The organism is Alkalihalobacterium sp. TH-98, from assembly GCF_057473385.1.
Map to the genome: position 1 here is coordinate 25,965 of NZ_JBYCKM010000029.1, position 18,359 is coordinate 44,323.

Below are 18,359 nucleotides of genomic sequence, written 5' to 3' on the forward strand. Positions count from 1 at the left end.
AAAGGGTTTTAGGAGATCCAGTGATATAAATATTAGGAAGGTTATCTCTAGAAATTCAATATATTTAGGACCCTGTTTTATCAAAGATTAAACAAGTAATTATTGTAGTTATTTTGTTTATTTGCCATAATGGATATTGTATAACTAATAGCTCGATTTAGATTATCCATGTGTAAAAAGAACACTAGAAGGTAGGTAGTATATGTCGGAGCAAAATATTACGAGAATAAACTTGAATGGGAAGGAACTTATTCTAATTGGAACTGCCCATGTTTCGAAGCAAAGTGCTGAACAAGTAAAGGAAGTAATTGAAGCGGAGCGTCCGGATTCAGTTTGTGTTGAATTGGATGAACAACGTTATCAATCGATTATGGATAGTGATAAATGGAAGGACATGAATATATTTAAAGTCATTAAAGAGAAAAAGGCTACTCTTCTATTAATGAATCTTGTTATTTCTTCTTTCCAGAAACGAATGGCCAAGCAGTTTGGCATTAAACCAGGACAAGAAATGATTCAAGGTATTGAATCGGCAGAGGAAGTAGGTGCGGAGCTGGTTTTAGCGGACCGGAATATCCAAATTACTTTTGCACGTATTTGGTACAATATCGGTTTCTGGGGAAAGGCCAAGCTTCTCATGGAGATTTTCGGTAGTATATTTAACAAAGAAGAAATCTCAGAAGCAGACTTGGAAAAAATGAAAGAACAGGATATGCTAGACTCCATGCTTCATGAATTTACCGTTTCGTTTCCAAAGTTGAAGGTACCATTAATCGATGAGCGCGATCAGTACTTGGCACAAAAAATTAAAGAAGCACCAGGTAATAAGGTCGTTGCCGTTTTAGGTGCTGCACATGTTCCAGGGATTAAAAATGAAATACATAATGAAAATGATTTAAAAGCCATATCAAAACGACCGCCAAAATCAAAAGCGCCTACTATCATTGCATGGATGGTTCCGATTATCATTCTTAGCATTATCGGTTATACCTTTTTTATGAACCCTTCGGTTGGCCTTGACCTTACATTAAGTTGGATTTTATGGAATGGTTCTTTTGCTGCGCTTGGAGCGGCGATTGCTTTTGGGCATCCTTTAAGTATTTTAACGGCATTTATTGTAGCACCGTTAAGTTCTCTAAACCCTCTACTAGCTGCTGGTTGGTTTGCTGGATTTGTAGAAGCCTATTTACGAAAACCAAAAGTAGGAGACTTTGAAAATTTGTCTGAAGATGTTTTCACTGTTAAGGGCTTCTGGAGTAATATGGTAACCCGTATATTATTAGTCGTTGTCTTAACGAACTTAGGAAGTGCTTTAGGAACATTTATAGGAGGAGCAGATGTCATCCGACTGTTTATCCAGAATATTTTAGGTGCTTAAATACGAAGTTCAGACAGATGAAGCGCTATAAGTTGCCTTCATTTAAAAGAAGTAGCATCTAATATAGGTGCTGCTTCTTTTTTTATAATAAATAGCAGGAGGAATTCTAAGGTGGTAAAGCCGTTTGTGAAGTGGCCAGGAGGCAAATCGACTGAATTAAAAATGATACATCAACATATGCCACAGACGATGAAGCATTATATTGAACCTTTCTTAGGAGGCGGCGCTTGTTTTCTCTCGCTAAAAAAAGAGATGTATGAACAGGCTTACGTGAATGATTTTTCATCGGAACTCATCTCTTTATACCTATTCATAAGAGATAGGGATGAACTCTTCTACCATTATTTACATGAGATGTGGGAAGTGTGGACATTCTTTGGGATGTTAGCCAATGAGTATTATGAAACACTTCTTCACTTTTATAAGAAGTATAAAATGAATGAAGTAGATAAAGATGAACTTAAGTTAGTAATATATGAATTTATTAGAAATAGAAGGAATGAGATGAGATCTGGAGTCCATCAAAACCTCAATATTAACTTTGAAAGATTAGTGGAGGAGTTGAACCGCTCGATCTATTCTAAGTTTGTAAACATAAAAAATAATGAGCTGCGCAAGGGAAATATGCCAGTAAAGGATTACCGGAAAAATTTTGAGGCTAGTATTCGAGCCAGTGTTTATACGTACTATCGTTATTTGTACAATGAAAGGTTAAAGTACAATCTTAATAAGGAACTGCATACGGCGTTATTTTTCTTTTTGCGAGAGTTTTGTTATTCTTCAATGTTTCGCTACAATAAGAGCGGGCATTTTAATGTCCCATACGGTGGGGCTTCTTACAATTCGAAAGCGTTTCACCACAAAATTGAATACATATGGAAAGAAGAGCTGCAAGAAGCCTTAAGTAATACGCACATATTTAATCTTGACTTTGAAACCTTTTTACGAAGAATTCCGATACGAGAGGAAGATTTTATCTTTCTAGATCCTCCTTATGACAGTGATTTTTCAACGTATGCGAACCAAACATTTGCAAATAAGGATCAGGAGCGTTTAGCTAATTATTTAGTAGACGAATGTAAATGCCGATTTATGTTAGTTATTAAAAATACAGACTTCATCTTTAACCTTTATAATCGACCAGGTATTGATATTATTGGTTTTAATAAACAATATAGTGTTAGTTTTATGGACCGTAATGATCGTAAAGTAGAGCATATCGTTATTAAAAATTATTAAAACAACAAGTAAACATCGTGAAAAGAGAATAAATCAAGGAGATTTATTCTCTTTTATTTACACTACTTAATAATTTGATTGGTAATAATCAGGGAATAAGCCTGATCCTTGTCCATAAGGGAACCCATGGTGCCAATGGTATTCGTGGTTTTTTATTGGTGATTTCATTTTGTTGTGTTGCGCTTTTGTGATTTGTTTGGCTTTTACTTGCTTTGTATTATGAGTTTTTAATTTAGATTGATATGGAGTGAGGTGTCCGTAATTAGGATTCACACTCGATTGAAAGTTTCCAAAGTTCCCGTAATAAGGATATGAGTAAGGATAATATCCATAATGACCCTGAAACATACTAGAGTATGGCCAAAATTGGCTATTTACATGGCTAGATCTGAAATGAGTAGGTACAGTTGGGTATATACCTTGAAATGAAGTTGTATACATGTACATTCACCTCCTTCAAGATATAACCTATTTTATTGATGACACCTTGGAAAAGAGCTTATCCTTAACGAAATTAGGCGAAAGAATAAATCGTATAAAAGATAAGTCTAATGTTAAAGTATGTGTTTATTTAATTTAGAGCTATTCCGTATTCATGCAGTAATTCCGCTAGTGCGGGCCTTTCATTACCGTCTCTTCCATTCACATGAGTAGCCGTAATTAACGAATTCAGGATAGCTTCTTCAGTAGCTTCACCAACGGCTCGGAAGGCCAGATCAATGTCTTCTTCGTGTATGGTTGGAATGGTTAGACATTTAGCTGGTTTTTCGTGAGGGATTTTTGTGGCGGTAGAAAATCCAATCGCGATGTCGCCACTTCCATTTGAAATGATCGAACCGGTTCGTGTTAATCCTACGACTGTACGTTTAATAATCCGGTTGAGTTGTCTCTCAGATACAGGAAGGTCGGTTCCGACGATAAAAATGATTGATCCTTTGTCTTTTTGTTCATGTGTATTAGTCATTGTTTCATCTAATGTTCTTCCTATTGCCTTCTCATTAATCGTCAAATCACTCAATTTTCCAAAGTTAGACAAGACTAATACACCCATCGTGTATGTCCCGTGGTCAAGGGGGATTAACCGTGAAGCAGTTCCGAGCCCGCCCTTTAAAGAATAACAAACCATTCCTGTTCCTGCTCCAACTGCTCCTTCTTTGAATTCTGAGGCTGTATTTTCTAACGCTTGGAAAACGTGCTCTTTTAAAACTGCTCTAGCTCGGATATCGTTTAAAATCATATCATTACATTCGCCAATAATAGGATTAACAGTTCCTGTCGTTCGTCCGATTTCTGGATTTTGATCTAGCATATATTCAATAAGTGCATCTGTAGCAGTTCCGACGCTTAAGGTATTTGTTAGTATAATAGGTGTTTCTATCGTCCCTAATTCATTGACTTGGATCGTCCCCGTTGTTTTTCCAAACCCATTAATGACATGAGTCGATGCAATTAGCTTTTCTTTGAAAAGATTACCTTGATGGGGGAGTATAGCAGTCACGCCTGTTTGAATGTTAGCCTTACTTAAAGTTAGATGACCTACTGTAACACCTGCAACATCAGTAATTGCGTTATACTGCCCTGTTTTTAATTCTCCTATTTCTACACCGTAATCCCTAATTCTTTTTTGACCAAGCATGAACTACCACCCTTTCGTATGTACAATCTTTATTTTCGCAAAGTGCGTACCTACGATCAAGAACTGTTTCTGTAAAGACAACAGTTTTGGTATAAGTTAGAAATCAATTTTGATACAATTAAAAGGAAACGAGTGGAAAAAAGAGGTGTGGCAGTGAGTGAAGTTAAGACTGGAGTCAGGCTGCTTTTGTTAAAAGGTATCTTTCTGAGGGATACAGACGAGCACCATCAATTATCGATAAAGGACCTAGTAGAAAAATTAAAAATGGAGCTTGGACCGGGGGGGAATGTAGAGCAAAAGGCTGTGAAAAGATATATTAAAACCTTACAGGCGACGGGCTTTGATATCATTGAAAACATTGAGAAGTATGGAGAGATTTTTTACAGTCATCAAGACCGATTGTTTGAAAATTATCAGCTTAGACTCTTAATTGATCCGATTCTTTCTGCAAGATTTATAACAGAAGAGGAAAAGAAACAATTAGTAAACAACTTAAAAAAGTTGACAAGTAAACATACGGCCAAATCATTGCCAGACCCAATTGTGTATCAGCAGTCGATAAATAGTAATTATCAACTAATAAAATTACATATAGATACGATACATACTGCGATCTACGAGCAAAAAAGAATTACGTTTCAATATGGTGATTTTAATTATAATAAAGAATTTCAATTGAGACATGGAGGGGCTTTGTACCAGGTTGAACCGCATGCTTTAATCTGGGAATCAAATTTTTATTACTTAATCGGTGAAGATATTAAATACGATAACACTAAAAACCCGAGGAATTATCGTCTAGATCGCATGCGGGATGTCACGATTACCGATGAACGTTTTACGAAAAAATCAAGAGATCTGAGTACATATGTACAAAATTCCTTTCATATGTTCGGTGGTCAAGACGAATGGGTGACACTTGAATTTAAATTAGAACAGAACGTCCTAAATGGTATAATTGATAAGTTTGGGATTGAGGCGGACATTAGACCAACAGAAAAAGCGACCTTCATACTAAAAGCAAAAGCAAAAATTAGTGAAGGGTTTAAAGGTTGGATTTTGTCTTGGGGCAGTAAAGTAAAAGTCCTTTCGCCATCTTCTTTAGTTGAAGAGATTGAAGTGGAAATTCAGAAGATGTTGAAGCACTACATAAGGTAGATACGGTAAGTAATCACTTTTTTATTTAGAATAAAAGAAGAGGGCGTTGAACTGATCCAGTTTAAACGCCCTTTCTATATGGTTTAGGATAGAACTTCAGAAAAGAGCTGCAAAAATCGCCATCAGCTATAGTGACATCTAAAGTCTAGAGCTTCTAATTTAATCGTTATCTGAATTATTTTCCTTATTAAACCAAAGTGGATCATTATTATCTACTTCACCATTATAGTTGATAAATACTTCTTCACCCTTTTTTATATCCTTGTATGCATAGTAATCAAAAGTGTGGTTGTCAAAATTAATTTCATAGGTTGCATTCGGGTCATACGAATGGTTGAACAGCATTCCATATCCTAAGACGATTGCGGTATGGTTAATACCATACTCATACACATAATCACCCAAAATCGTTTGATCTAAAAATTCGTGTTGCTCATTAGGAACAGGAACAACGGGAGCTTCATGGAAGAGCTGCCCTTTTTTTATGTCTTGTGTTGCAAATACTCCTCGGTTGAATTCACCTTCACTTATTGAAGAGTTTCTTACCTCAATCATGTTAGTCACCTTCACAATCTGCTTTTTTATCTTTTCTCCTCTATGACTGTACCATTCTATTGTAGACAGGACAATTAAATTATAGTAAATCAACTGTGTAAAATTAATAAGTTTTTTACAATAAGACTACAGTTACTAAGGAGATAAGCTGTAAAAACAGCTCAGTTATACAGAACATTTTTATATTCGATACTTTGATAGGAAGCTTAAAAATTCATCCTGTGCTTGGTGATGGTATTTTAGAATTGCGTATGTGTTGGCTTCAGGAAGAGGAAATGAGTGAGAATCTACTTCAAGTAACCTTCCTTCAAGTAATTCTCTACGAATGGTTGATGAAGGCAGGTACGACACTCCGAGTCCTTCCATAATAAACCGTTTGGTGATATGAATTTGTGAGACTTTCATCATTCGGACGGAAGGGTAAAATAGCTTTACTGTTTGACATAAGTCATCCCAATAACCAGGGTGATTATGTGTTAGTAGGCGGTTCGATGATAAAATCTCCTCTTCTTCAAGTGGAAAAGCTGACTCAAAATCTCTTCCATCATGTGGTGTCACTAAACAAATTTTATCTTTGTAAAGTAAAGTGCTTTCAAGGTCTGGATGGAGGCTTTGTAAACATGAAAGCCCAATATCAACCTTTTCCGTCAATACAGCATTTTCAATGTCTTTTGATTCAATGATTTCAATAGAGATCTCAACCTCTGGATGTTTTTTGATGTATTGTTTTAGAACAAAAGGTAATATAGTATCAGCAATTAAGGGAGAGATTGCAAGCGTTAGTTTTGTTGTGTAGCCTTGCGTGAATGTTTGCAGGTCCTCTAATCCGTTATCGTAAACAGCTATGATTTGTTTTGCATGCTGTAAATATCTTCTGCCGCCCTCGGTTAGCTTAATTTTTCTACCATCTCTTTCAAAAAGTAATACTCCAAGTTCCTTCTCCAGTTGCTTAATGTGAACGGTGACCGTTGGTTGTGAAATAAATAGTTGATCCGCTGTCTTACGGAAGTTCCCATTTTCCGCTGCGGTAATAAATGTTTTAATCCAATGTAACTCCATTAAAAAGCTAGCTCCTTATTAAATTTATTAATCATTTTATTTAATAATATTTAATTTTATTAATTAGTTATATATTATACAATTTTTGTAATAAAAGGAAGGAGTGATTGTAATGATTAGCAAGGGGTTAAAAGGTGTCATAGCAGCGGAAACGTCAATTAGTCACATTGATGGGAAAGAGGGCAAGCTTATTTATAGAGGATATGAAATTCGTAATCTAACAGCTGAACATTCATTTGAAGAAGTTGCTTTTCTATTATGGTTTGGACATTTGCCGACAGTGACAGAATTAGATAAATTAAATACAGAATTAGTAAGTAACAGGTGTTTAACTGAAACAATGAAAGCTGTTATGGATCATCTTCCTTCAAATATGGATATTATGAGTGTCATTCGAACCGTTGTTTCTGCAGAGGGTACGATTGACTATAGGTGGAAACCGACTATTTCTCAAGCGATAAAATTGACTGGTGTTATGCCGACCATTATCGCGTATTGGTATAATAAGATCAATGGCGAAATAGGTAATGAACCGATAGAAACATTAAGCCATGTTGAGAATTATTTATATATGTTGAATGGGCGTAGACCATTAAAAGCACAAGTTGAGGCACTTGAAACGTATATGATCCTAACTTTGGAACACGGAATGAATGCATCCACATTCTCGGCAAGAGTAACGGCTTCTACTGAATCAGATATCATATCTGCAATTACTTCTGCAATCGGAACAATGAAAGGTCCTCTTCATGGCGGTGCACCATCTGGCGTTATCGATTTGTTAGATGAGATTGGAACTGTAGAAAAAGCAGAAGACGTCATACGAAAAAAACTTATGAATGGTGAAAAATTGATGGGGTTTGGGCATCGTGTCTACAAAGCCCATGATCCTAGAGCGACCGCGTTAAGAAAAAAATTATTAGAGTTGAGCGGTGAAGACCGTTGGCTGGACCTTGCTGTTCATGTTGAAAATGTAGCGGTTAAATTATTAAATGAATTAAAACCTGGTAGGGCTTTATACACGAATGTAGAATTTTATGCAGCAGCTATTATGAAATCGATTAACCTGGCTCCAGAGCTGTTTACTCCAACTTTTACCGCGAGCCGTATCGTCGGTTGGAGCGCTCATGTGCTCGAACAAGCAGACGATAATACAATCTTTAGGCCACAATCTGAATATGTAGGTACGATGGCAAAAATGTAATGTTTCAATGGGCGCTTTTTTTCTAAGAAAGCGTCTTTTTACAAGGTAAGAAAGAGCTTATGAATCGTAAGCCAAGCGCGTGCATGGCTCTTCAAAACAAATGTGAGGCTAATTAAAAACAAATCGTAATTTATTTAAATTAACTTACAAAAGTGCTCCAAAAAGACCAAAGTGTAAAAGCTTTTAGTATAAATAAAATTTATCGTTTTCCTTTATTTCGACCAAATATGGCAACATATTCGACCCATAATAAACGAATCCTATTTCAATAATTAGTAATTTAAATTGTAAAAATAATTAAAACCAATTTGACTTATAGGAATAATGTAGTACGATAAAATTATTCATTTATTAGTTTTATATTTTGTGAGGTGGATTTTGTTGCAATTACAAGTTATGAATAGTCCGTTTAATGAGGAGCAGGCAGAACTCCTTAACCGCCTTCTGCCAACGTTAACAGATTCACAAAAAGTTTGGTTATGCGGTTATTTAGCAGCTACTCCGTCTGTTGCTCCAGCTCCAGGCGTAGTAGAAACACAGCCAACAGTAGTGACAGCTCCAAGTTCGACAGCAAAGGCAATTTCTAAAGATGTAACTGTTCTTTACGGTTCACAGACAGGAAACGCTCAAAGACTTGCAGAGAGTACGGGTAAGACGCTTGAAAAACAAGGATTTAAAGTAACCGTTTCTTCAATGAGTGATTTTAAACCTAATCAATTGAAAAAGGTAGAAAATTTACTAATTGTTGTTAGTACACACGGTGAAGGTGAACCACCGGATAATGCGTTATCGTTCCATGAGTTTCTTCATGGCAGACGTGCACCGAAGCTTGATCATTTAAGATTTTCTGTATTATCGCTTGGGGATAGCTCATATGAATTTTTCTGTCAAACAGGGAAAGAATTTGATCAAAAGTTAGAGGAATTAGGTGGTACAAGGCTTTATGCACGTGTGGATTGCGACCTTGACTTCGAAGAGCCGGCAGCGGAATGGGTGAAGGGAGTTATTGGTGGTCTAAGTGAAGCACAAGAGGGAACAGTCTCAGAACCTTCTGGAACTTCTGCACCACAAGCTGAAACAACCGAATATACTCGTACAAATCCGTTTAAAGCGGAAGTTCTAGAGAATTTAAATTTAAATGGTCGTGGCTCTAACAAAGAAACACGTCATCTTGAGATTTCACTAGAAGGGTCTGGCCTTACATATGAGCCAGGTGACAGTTTAGGTATTTATCCAGAAAATGACCCTGAATTAGTTGAATTATTATTAAAAGAAATTAAGTTTGATCCGAATGAGAGTGTAACTGTAAATAAACATGGAACAACTCGCGCTCTTAAGGAAGCGCTAAGCACACAATTTGAAATTACTGTTGTAACAAAGCCGCTTCTTGAGCAGATTGCGAAGTTGTCAAAAAACAGTGAGTTACATGAGTTAGTATTACCAGGAAGTGAAGCAAAGTTAAAGGAATATATTAAAGGTCGTGACTTATTAGATGTAGTTCGTGATTATGGTCCTTGGGGAACATCAGCACAGGAATTCGTTTCAGTTCTTAGAAAAATGCCGCCACGCCTTTATTCAATTGCAAGCAGCTTATCGGCAAATCCTGACGAAGTTCATTTAACAATCGGTGCAGTTCGATATGAAGCACATGGAAGAGAACGAAATGGTGTATGTTCCATTTTCTGTGCAGACCGTTTACAATCTGGAGACACATTACCAATCTTTATCCAAAATAACCAAAACTTTAAGCTGCCTGAAAACGCTGAAACACCGATTATTATGGTCGGACCAGGTACAGGAGTTGCTCCGTTCCGTGCTTTCATGCAAGAACGTGAAGAACTGGCTGCAGAAGGTAAGTCGTGGATGTTCTTTGGAGATCAGCATTTTGTAACAGACTTCCTCTATCAAACCGAATGGCAAAAATGGCTGAAAGACGGTGTCCTAACGAAGATGGACGTGGCGTTTTCTCGTGACACAGAAGAAAAGGTTTATGTACAGCACCGCATGCTTGAAAATAGTAAAGAATTGTTCGAATGGCTACAAGAGGGAGCAATTGTTTATATATGTGGTGATGAAAAACATATGGCGCATGACGTTCACAACACACTTCTTGATATTATTGAAAAAGAAGGCAACCTGAGTCGTGAAGAAGCAGAAGCTTACTTAGCAAATATGCAACAACAAAAACGATATCAACGCGATGTATATTGATTGGATTGAAAGGAGTATATAAACATGGTGAATAAGACTTTATTAAAAGCACCAGAAGGACCGCCGAGTGACGTTGAACGCATTAAAGAAGATAGTAATTACTTACGCGGTACATTAAAAGAAACAATGTTAGATCGAATTAGCGCAGGGATCTCAGACGATGATAATCGCCTCATGAAATTCCACGGAAGTTATTTACAAGATGACCGTGATCTACGTAATGAGCGTCAAAAACAAAAATTAGAGCCCGCGTATCAATTTATGTTACGGGTGCGTACACCAGGTGGGGTAGCTACTCCTGAACAATGGCTAGTGATGGATGACCTAGCTCAAAAATACGGGAACAGTACATTGAAATTGACAACACGCCAAGCGTTCCAGATGCACGGTATTTTAAAATGGAATATGAAAAAAACAATCCAAGAGATTCATGCGTCTTTATTAGATACAATTGCTGCGTGCGGGGACGTTAACCGTAACGTGATGTGTAACCCAAACCCTGATCAATCAGAAGTTCATGAGGAAGTATTTAAGTGGTCAAAACTATTAAGTGATGACCTACTACCGCGTACAAGAGCGTACCATGAGTTGTGGTTAGATGAAGAAATGGTAGCAGGTACACCTGATGTTGAAGAAGTTGAACCAATGTACGGACCGCTTTATTTACCGAGAAAATTTAAAATTGGTATTGCTGTACCACCATCGAATGATGTGGATATCTTCTCGCAAGACCTTGGCTATATTGCTATTGTAGAAGATGGTAAACTGCTTGGATTTAACGTTGTAATTGGTGGCGGAATGGGGATGAGTCATGGAGATAAAGAAACGTATCCTCAAGTTGCAAAGGTTATTGGGTTCTGTAAACCTGAGCAAATTTATGACGTAGCTGAAAAGATCATCATGATCCAGCGTGATTATGGAAATCGTTCCGAACGAAAAAATGCACGTTTTAAATATACTGTTGACCGACTAGGGTTAGATACGGTTGTAGCTGAACTTGAAGCTCGCCTTGGCTGGAGCCTTGAAGAAGCAAAAACATACCACTTTGACCATAATGGTGATCGTTACGGCTGGGTGAAAGGTGCAAAAGGGAGATGGCATTTTACATTATTCGTTGAAGGTGGACGTATTACCGAACTCGAAGACTATAAATTGATGACAGGTTTAAGGGAAATTGCAAAAATCCACACAGGAGATTTTCGTTTAACAGCTAACCAAAACCTAGTGATTGCAAATGTTACGAGTCAGAAGAAGAAACAAATTACTGAATTAATTGAGCAATTTGGCTTAACAGATGGAAAGCAGTATTCGGCTATTCGTCGTAGTTCATTAGCCTGTGTTGCTTTACCAACATGTGGGCTTGCGATGGCTGAAGCAGAGCGTTATTTACCAGTACTTATCGATAAAATTGATGAAATTGTTGATGAGAGTGGTTTACATGATAAAGAGATAACAATTCGTATGACAGGCTGTCCTAATGGTTGTGCACGTCATGCACTTGCTGAAATTGGTTTTATCGGTAAAGCCCCCGGTAAGTACAACATGTACCTCGGTGCAGCGTTTGATGGAAGCCGTCTAAGCAAAATGTACCGCGAAAACATCGGAGAAGAAGAAATCCTAAACGAGCTTCGTGTTCTACTTCCGCGCTACGCTAAAGAGCGAAGAGAAGGCGAACACTTTGGTGATTTTGTCATCCGTGCTGGTATTATAAAAGAAACAACAGACGGTACAAATTTTCACAATTAAAAAAGCAGTTGAAAGAGACAGGGCTTTATGTCCCTGTCTCTTTTGGTATTTGAGTTTAGATTATTTATAGCACTATGTAGCCGGCTTTTCTCACAGCTTCTGCCAAGTCATAAACTTCAGCTTTCGTTTCGTCATATTCGACATCAACTTTTTTATCTTCAAGACTAGCTTTCGCTCGATTGACTCCTTCCGTTTGAGTTAATGCTTTTTCTACGGTTGAGAGACAGTTTCCACAACTCATTTTTTCAACTTGAAGAGAGACGTGCTTCATCTTGGTCACCACACCTTTTTTCATCAGTTTAAAGCAAAGGGGTTAATTTTATACAAGAAAAAGCTTGAGTGGATTGGAAAATGGAGGTTGAACACTAAGTTGAGATAATAAAAAGCCAAACAATCAGGGATGGTTGAATGGCTTTTTTATCGTTGATGCATTTAATTACAGTTTAAACAGAATCCCGATAACTGAATAGATGATTACAGTTGAAAATAGGACTGTCATATGAATAAGAGAGAAAATAAACAGTGATTTTGCCCATTTTTCTGGATCCATCTTTTTATAGCCATAAATACTTAAGATCAGCCATATAACACCTAAAAGAATTGCGACTAACATAAGACCAAGGCTCAGTGACCCGAGCAGGAAACTTGTAGCAATTAAAATGACTAAATAAACATTTGTCTGTAGATACGTTCTTCTAATGCCTTTTACGACAGGAAGCATTGGAACTTTAGCTGCCTTATATTCTTCGTGTTTTCGTATAGCGATCGCATAGAAATGCGGCATTTGCCATACAACAGCTATAACAAAAAGGCCGAGAATAGCAGGATGGGTAATGTCTGGATATATGGCAGCCCAACCGATAAGAGGTGGCATAGCCCCAGATATACTGCCAATCTCTGTATTGTAGATAGTCCTTCTTTTACTCCACATCGTATATGGTACGACATAAAAAAACAATCCTAGAAACCCTAGGAGTGCAGCTAAAGGCGTAGCTAGAGCGAGCACGAGGACCCCGGAGATTGACATTACAATCCCAAGCCATAAAACAGTAGTAGGCTTAATTTCACCAGTAACAGTTGGCCTGTTTTTCGTTCTCTCCATAATGGAGTCAATATCCCGATCGTATAAATTATTAAATGAGCCAGCAGCACCCATAACAAGAATGGATCCTACTAAAGCAAAAATAATTTCCGGTATTTTATCAAAAAGACTATATTGGTATGTGTACAGAGCCAACGTTAACCCAGCAAACATCGTAACAAGATTGGATTTAATGATACCAGTTTTGACAGTGAGAGCTAAATTAGTTGATAGGCTCTGTTTCGGAGTTGTTAAGTTTTGTTCCCCTTGCATTATTTCCCTCTTCCCTTTTACTAGATGATCTCAAGCGACCTTACATCATTGGCTGATATATGAAAGAGATTCCAATACAAATCATAACACATTTGGACTCTAGTAGGAATTTATATACTATAGGGAATATTAGTGATTTCTGGCGTAATTGTCAAGAGATGTCGAGTAATGTTCTTATATTAAAAGGAGTTGAATGGTTAATTAATTGCAGTTTATTTTTAACCCCTCACGCACAGCGTAAAAGAGCCAAATGGAATTCATGAAAGATTGGTGAAAATTGTAAGGTATCTATAGATTGATCCTAAAGTTTTAGTTAGAATGAACTAAAAAGAGGCTAGATGGGACTAGTAGTGTGGGGATTAGGGGAAAAGGGATGCCATTTTTCTTTGTAGAGAGTTCACCTTATCAAGCTACGTGGTTCTATATGATTAGTAGATTGTTTCTGGCATTAGGGGTACTTGCTCTCGTACTAATGAAGGAAAGGAAAATGCCTGTAATTAGGAGATTTCTAGCTTATGGAACAGGGTTATTCATTTCTTTTGTAATTCTAGTGGTTGTTTATGCTCCTGTTCAGTTGTTGCCTGATCTTGTAATTGAAGGGGTAGGTACAACATCACTAAAGAATGGTTTGCAATATGCAGCTTTGTTTATTTAAGCCTTAGGTATTTTTGTAATGGTTTATAGGAAACTGTTAAGAGAAGTATTTTATATCACGCTCGTGCTTGCATCACTTTACATGATATTTAGTGATGTCATGTTTACTTCCTATATTAATGTGTGTTTGGCTTTGAAAACTTTTTAGGTCATATATTTCAAATATTTAGGTTTTATTATCTTTTACGAGCGCTCTATTATACAGCGGTAGAGGAACCCTTTATTTTTAAGAGAAAAGCTGAAGAAGATGTAAAGAGAAAAGAAAGGTTCCTTAATACAGTTATGTCTAATATGGGCGAAGGTGTTGTTGTTTTAGACCGCTATGGGCAAGTGACACTTATCAATCAAGAAGCAGAGGCCATTTTGCAGTGGAAGAGCGAGGAGATCCAGGGTGAGGAATTTCTTGGGTTTGTTAAGTTAAAAGGAGTAAGAAGCGAAAAGTCAACTCAAGATTTTCTAGAGACAAACCTATTTGAAAAACAAAGCCGGAGAGTAAAAGAGGATTGGTTTATAAGGAAAGATGGAAGTTCAGTTCCGGTTTCAATTACCATTACCCCTAATGAAGACGGTGGAATGGTAGTTGGGAACATCATAGTTTTTCGTGATATTAGTCAGCAAAGAAAAGATAAAAAGAAAATCGAATATATGGCTTATAACGATGAGCTTACAGGGTTGCCAAACAATCGTTATTTCAAGCGAAAGGTGAAGCAGCAAATAGCTAATAACCCTGAGGAGAAAATAGCGGTTTTGTTGTTTGAAATCGATGGAATGAAAAATATAAATGAAGCATTTGGGCAAGTCGTCGCAGACAAACTTGTGTTAACTTTTACTCAAAAGCTCCATCAGTTCATTTCAAAGAGGACCCTTTTTTCAAGGATCGATCGAGATGTATTTGCTATTTTATTATCTCCTGTGTCAGATGAAAAAGAGTACTCAGAGGTGTGCAAACAAATACATACCGCATTGGAAAAAACAATTCAAGTTGAAGATCTACTATTAAAAGTCTCGGCTAACGTTGGAGTGTCATTTTATCCGCAACATGCTAAACAGGTCGATGATTTGATGAAAAATGCTTATACTGCAATGTACCAAGCAGAGGATTTATCAAAAAGTTGTATAATTTACGATGCTGTACTTTCAGAAAAAATATTAGATCAAATAGTGTTAGAAAGTGATATGCATAAGGCCCTTTCTAAGGAAGAATTCTACTTGGTCTACCAGCCTCAAGTAGATAGTAAAACAGGTAAGGTGTTTGCAGTGGAGGCGCTAATTCGCTGGGAACACCCGACACGAGGTCTTATATCACCAGCTGAGTTCATTCCCATTGCAGAAAAAAGTGGTCTTATTATTTCAATTGGGGGATGGGTATTGAATACTGCATGTAAGCAATTAAAAACATGGCATGAACAAGGATGTTTGGATTTAGCTGTCTCTGTTAACCTTTCAACACGGCAATTTTACCAAGAGAATTTAGTAGAATCGGTTGAAAGTATACTCCGGAAACATGATGTTCCTGCCCATTTCTTGAAATTGGAAATTACTGAAAGTATGGCGATGGTTAATCTCAAACATTCCATCAGGGTTCTTCACAAATTGAAAGAACTAGGAATTCAAATAGCTATTGATGACTTTGGAACTGGCTATTGTTAGCTAAGTTATTTAAAAGATTTACCTTTTGACTTGATTAAGATTGATCGTTCGTATATTAAAAATCTCGATGCTACAAATCACAGTGATTTGACTATTATTTCTATGATTCTTTCTATGGCACGATTTTTACATATGAGAGTAATAGCTGAAGGAGTGGAAACTTTAGGTCAGGTTGAGTTGTTAAATGAAAAAGAGTGTTATCACATTCAAGGATATTTGTTTAGTCAGCCTTTAAAACCAGAAGAAATAATAGGGAAGATTCAACAAATTGAACAGCAATTTGCAAAAGAAAGTGGAGAAACTTTGTGAGAATAAAAAGTAACTTCACAAACAAATCGGATTTTAAAGAGGAGTGGGAAAGTGAAGTATGGATTTAGACTAAAATTATCTATAATTATGATAGTATTCGCAATATTAATTTCGTTTGTAATTACTTTAATTGACCATCAACGCTAAAAAAAAGAATTGAAAAAGAATGAACAATTTCAGATAGAGCAAATTGAAAATATAGTTGAATATGCTCTTAATACAATAGAAAAAGCGTATTTTTTATTTGAAGCCGAGACTGCGTCAAAAATGAAAGCGAGTTCAGAATTACTGATGATTAAGTATGGAGAACAACCTAATTTTGATCAATGGGACTTTCAAGAGTTAAAAAAATGTTAGAGTTTGAATATAAATTATTAATGAAGATTTTGTCATTACACATAGTAGTTTTCAGAAGGACATCGGACTTGATTTTACGGCTTGTTGTCGGAAACTCGCTAGTGTTTTAGAAGATAGAAGACAATCTGGAAACTTCTATGATGATGGGATGGATATTGAACAACAAACTGGATTAGTAAAAAAGTACAGTTACATGGCGACATCTGATAAAAACTACATGATACAACTTGGGTATTCACTCCAAGATGGGGTTATTTTTCAGGAGTTTAATTTCTTAGACACGATCGAGAATTTAGAAAAACGGTATCCTTCCGTAGATAATATTAATGTTCTTAATATTGGTGGGAATTTGTTAGGAGTCCCAATTGAGGAAATGCACTTGACAGGTGAAAGAAGAGGTGCATTTGAACAGGCGCTTTCAACGCAGGGGAGGACGGAGTTGAGAGGAGAATTTAATGGAGAAACTGCTATTTACCGATACATCCCATATATATCAGAATATGATGGAGGGATAACCAAGAACAAGGTCATAGAAATTGTGTACAATGAGAAAAACTTACAGGATGTTTTAACCCGGAATAAGAGAACGTTCTATATACAGTTGTTTGTTATCTTGATGGTTGCTGTCGTCATTGCACTACTTATTGAAAGGTGGTTAGCTAAGCTGATGTACTTAGCTATTCATGATAGTTTAACAGGTTTAAAAAACAGGGCAGCATTTGATGAGTTATTGCGTTCTGCTTTACATGAAAAGAACGATGAATTGTCATTAGTGATGCTTGACTTAGATAATTTTAAGTTAGTGAACGATTATCACGGTCATGATAAAGGAGATATGTTATTAAAAGACGTAGCTAGGACGTTAAAAACTTTTACTGGTGCAAAGGATGTATCGGCTAGGCTCGGTGGAGACGAGTTTGCAATGATCATTCGTTCGGCCAACCTAAAAGAAATAAAAACGGTCGCAGATCAGATGATTGCAGCTGTTCGAGATATCTGTGAAGAAATAGAACTTGATGGGGAACGAGTAACCGTGAGTATAGGGATAGCACATGCGCCAGAACATGGTACAACCCCCGCAGAACTATATAAAAATGCAGATACCGCGTTGTATTGTTCGAAAGCAAAGGGGAAAAATCAGTATTGTTTTTATCAAAATGAAAATAAACGAAACTAGATATCTTTGTTTATAACGTAAGATATTAAAGAAGTAATAAGCTACCCTACGCTTTGTTTGCGGTAGCTTTTATTTGTGTGATTTTTTTGTGCTTAATACATTTCTTCATTAAATGGTGAGAAAAATTATTACTTGAGATTAAGGGTTTTACTGAAAATATATAGGTAGTTAGTTTATATATAAATGCATTATATAGAATTATTTTAAAATAAATTAAAACGATATAGAAAAAAATAATGAAAAAGTATTGCGTACTGTGATTAATTCTGTTATATTATTTCTTGTCGCTTCTGATTGATGCGCTGATTTAAATGAATAAGTCGTATAGAAAGTGATTGAAAAAATGTTGCTTGAAGTCGATTTTTGTGTTAAGTTAGTGAATGTTGCTTTTAGAAGTGTGACAAAAAATAACTTACCAAAATTTAGTTATTGATTAAATGTTTCTAGTATGATAAGATATAATTCTTGTCGCTGACAATGACAAAAAGTTCTTTGAAAACTGAACAAAAAGCCAAGCGAAATAAATGAGATACATGGTATCTCGTCAATGTTTTAAAACGTCACAGTGATGAAAAATCTTCGATTAAGAACGCGATGACAATCGCCAACATCGAAGCCACCACATCCTGTGGAAGTGAGCTATATCAAACACTTTTATGGAGAGTTTGATCC

Annotated in this window: 15 protein-coding genes and 1 pseudogene; 10 read left to right on the forward strand and 6 right to left on the reverse strand. The window is 36.5% G+C overall.

Annotated features, from left to right (window positions below):
- Positions 1-202 precede the first annotated feature (202 nt).
- Together AC2VNP_RS11520 and AC2VNP_RS11525 are read left to right on the forward strand one after the other, a co-directional pair.
- Positions 203-1,378, forward strand: a complete 1,176-nt coding sequence (locus AC2VNP_RS11520; RefSeq protein ID WP_486917462.1) for a TraB/GumN family protein — start codon at positions 203-205, stop codon at positions 1,376-1,378.
- A gap of 111 nt (positions 1,379-1,489) precedes the next feature.
- Entirely contained in the window at positions 1,490-2,617 is a 1,128-nt protein-coding gene (locus AC2VNP_RS11525) for a DNA adenine methylase (RefSeq protein WP_486917463.1), read from the forward strand.
- Positions 2,618-2,683: 66 nt separating this feature from the next.
- Here AC2VNP_RS11525 and AC2VNP_RS11530 read toward each other — a convergent pair whose 3' ends face one another.
- Complete coding sequence (locus tag AC2VNP_RS11530) at positions 2,684-3,058, reverse strand: hypothetical protein (protein WP_486917464.1); 375 nt, start codon at positions 3,056-3,058, stop codon at positions 2,684-2,686.
- Between the two features lie 130 nt (positions 3,059-3,188).
- Positions 3,189-4,253, reverse strand: coding sequence for a DmpA family aminopeptidase (locus tag AC2VNP_RS11535; RefSeq protein WP_486917465.1), 1,065 nt, complete (start codon positions 4,251-4,253; stop codon positions 3,189-3,191).
- Between the two features lie 153 nt (positions 4,254-4,406).
- Here AC2VNP_RS11535 and AC2VNP_RS11540 point away from each other — a divergent pair, with 153 nt between their 5' ends.
- Positions 4,407-5,411 carry a helix-turn-helix transcriptional regulator gene (locus tag AC2VNP_RS11540; protein ID WP_486917466.1) on the forward strand — a complete coding sequence of 335 codons (1,005 nt, stop codon included), beginning with the start codon at positions 4,407-4,409 and terminating at the stop codon, positions 5,409-5,411.
- Between the two features lie 159 nt (positions 5,412-5,570).
- On the opposite strand, the gene AC2VNP_RS11545 is transcribed toward AC2VNP_RS11540, so the two are convergent.
- Both AC2VNP_RS11545 and AC2VNP_RS11550 read right to left on the reverse strand, forming a co-directional pair.
- Positions 5,571-5,966 (reverse strand): SET domain-containing protein, encoded by a 396-nt coding sequence (locus AC2VNP_RS11545; protein ID WP_486917467.1) that lies wholly within the window; start codon positions 5,964-5,966, stop codon positions 5,571-5,573.
- 180 nt (positions 5,967-6,146) lie between these two features.
- Complete coding sequence (locus AC2VNP_RS11550; RefSeq protein ID WP_486917468.1) at positions 6,147-7,025, reverse strand: LysR family transcriptional regulator; 879 nt, start codon at positions 7,023-7,025, stop codon at positions 6,147-6,149.
- 112 nt (positions 7,026-7,137) lie between these two features.
- Between AC2VNP_RS11550 and AC2VNP_RS11555 the strand changes: the two genes are divergently transcribed.
- From AC2VNP_RS11555 to cysI, 3 genes are all read left to right on the forward strand, one after another.
- Positions 7,138-8,229: a citrate/2-methylcitrate synthase gene (locus AC2VNP_RS11555; protein WP_486917469.1), complete on the forward strand. Its 1,092-nt coding sequence runs from the start codon at positions 7,138-7,140 to the stop codon at positions 8,227-8,229.
- Between the two features lie 381 nt (positions 8,230-8,610).
- On the forward strand, positions 8,611-10,440 hold the full coding sequence (locus AC2VNP_RS11560; RefSeq protein WP_486917470.1) for an assimilatory sulfite reductase (NADPH) flavoprotein subunit: 1,830 nt from the start codon (positions 8,611-8,613) through the stop codon (positions 10,438-10,440).
- Positions 10,441-10,464: 24 nt separating this feature from the next.
- Complete coding sequence (gene cysI, locus AC2VNP_RS11565; protein ID WP_486917471.1) at positions 10,465-12,186, forward strand: assimilatory sulfite reductase (NADPH) hemoprotein subunit; 1,722 nt, start codon at positions 10,465-10,467, stop codon at positions 12,184-12,186.
- Positions 12,187-12,250: 64 nt separating this feature from the next.
- Here cysI and AC2VNP_RS11570 read toward each other — a convergent pair whose 3' ends face one another.
- Both AC2VNP_RS11570 and cyoE read right to left on the reverse strand, forming a co-directional pair.
- Positions 12,251-12,457, reverse strand: a complete 207-nt coding sequence (locus AC2VNP_RS11570) for a heavy-metal-associated domain-containing protein (RefSeq protein ID WP_486917472.1) — start codon at positions 12,455-12,457, stop codon at positions 12,251-12,253.
- A 165-nt stretch (positions 12,458-12,622) separates the two neighbouring features.
- Positions 12,623-13,540 (reverse strand): heme o synthase, encoded by a 918-nt coding sequence (gene cyoE / locus AC2VNP_RS11575; protein ID WP_486917473.1) that lies wholly within the window; start codon positions 13,538-13,540, stop codon positions 12,623-12,625.
- A gap of 373 nt (positions 13,541-13,913) precedes the next feature.
- Here cyoE and AC2VNP_RS11580 point away from each other — a divergent pair, with 373 nt between their 5' ends.
- From AC2VNP_RS11580 to AC2VNP_RS11595, 4 genes and pseudogenes are all read left to right on the forward strand, one after another.
- The gene (locus tag AC2VNP_RS11580) at positions 13,914-14,195 is read left to right on the forward strand and encodes an MASE3 domain-containing protein (RefSeq protein WP_486917474.1); all 282 of its coding nucleotides are present in this window, start codon (positions 13,914-13,916) and stop codon (positions 14,193-14,195) included.
- Positions 14,196-14,317: 122 nt separating this feature from the next.
- Positions 14,318-16,153 (forward strand): annotated as a pseudogene (locus AC2VNP_RS11585) (putative bifunctional diguanylate cyclase/phosphodiesterase).
- Between the two features lie 156 nt (positions 16,154-16,309).
- Complete coding sequence (locus AC2VNP_RS11590) at positions 16,310-16,510, forward strand: hypothetical protein (RefSeq protein WP_486917475.1); 201 nt, start codon at positions 16,310-16,312, stop codon at positions 16,508-16,510.
- A 148-nt stretch (positions 16,511-16,658) separates the two neighbouring features.
- Complete coding sequence (locus tag AC2VNP_RS11595) at positions 16,659-17,687, forward strand: GGDEF domain-containing protein (protein ID WP_486917476.1); 1,029 nt, start codon at positions 16,659-16,661, stop codon at positions 17,685-17,687.
- Positions 17,688-18,359: the final 672 nt, after the last annotated feature.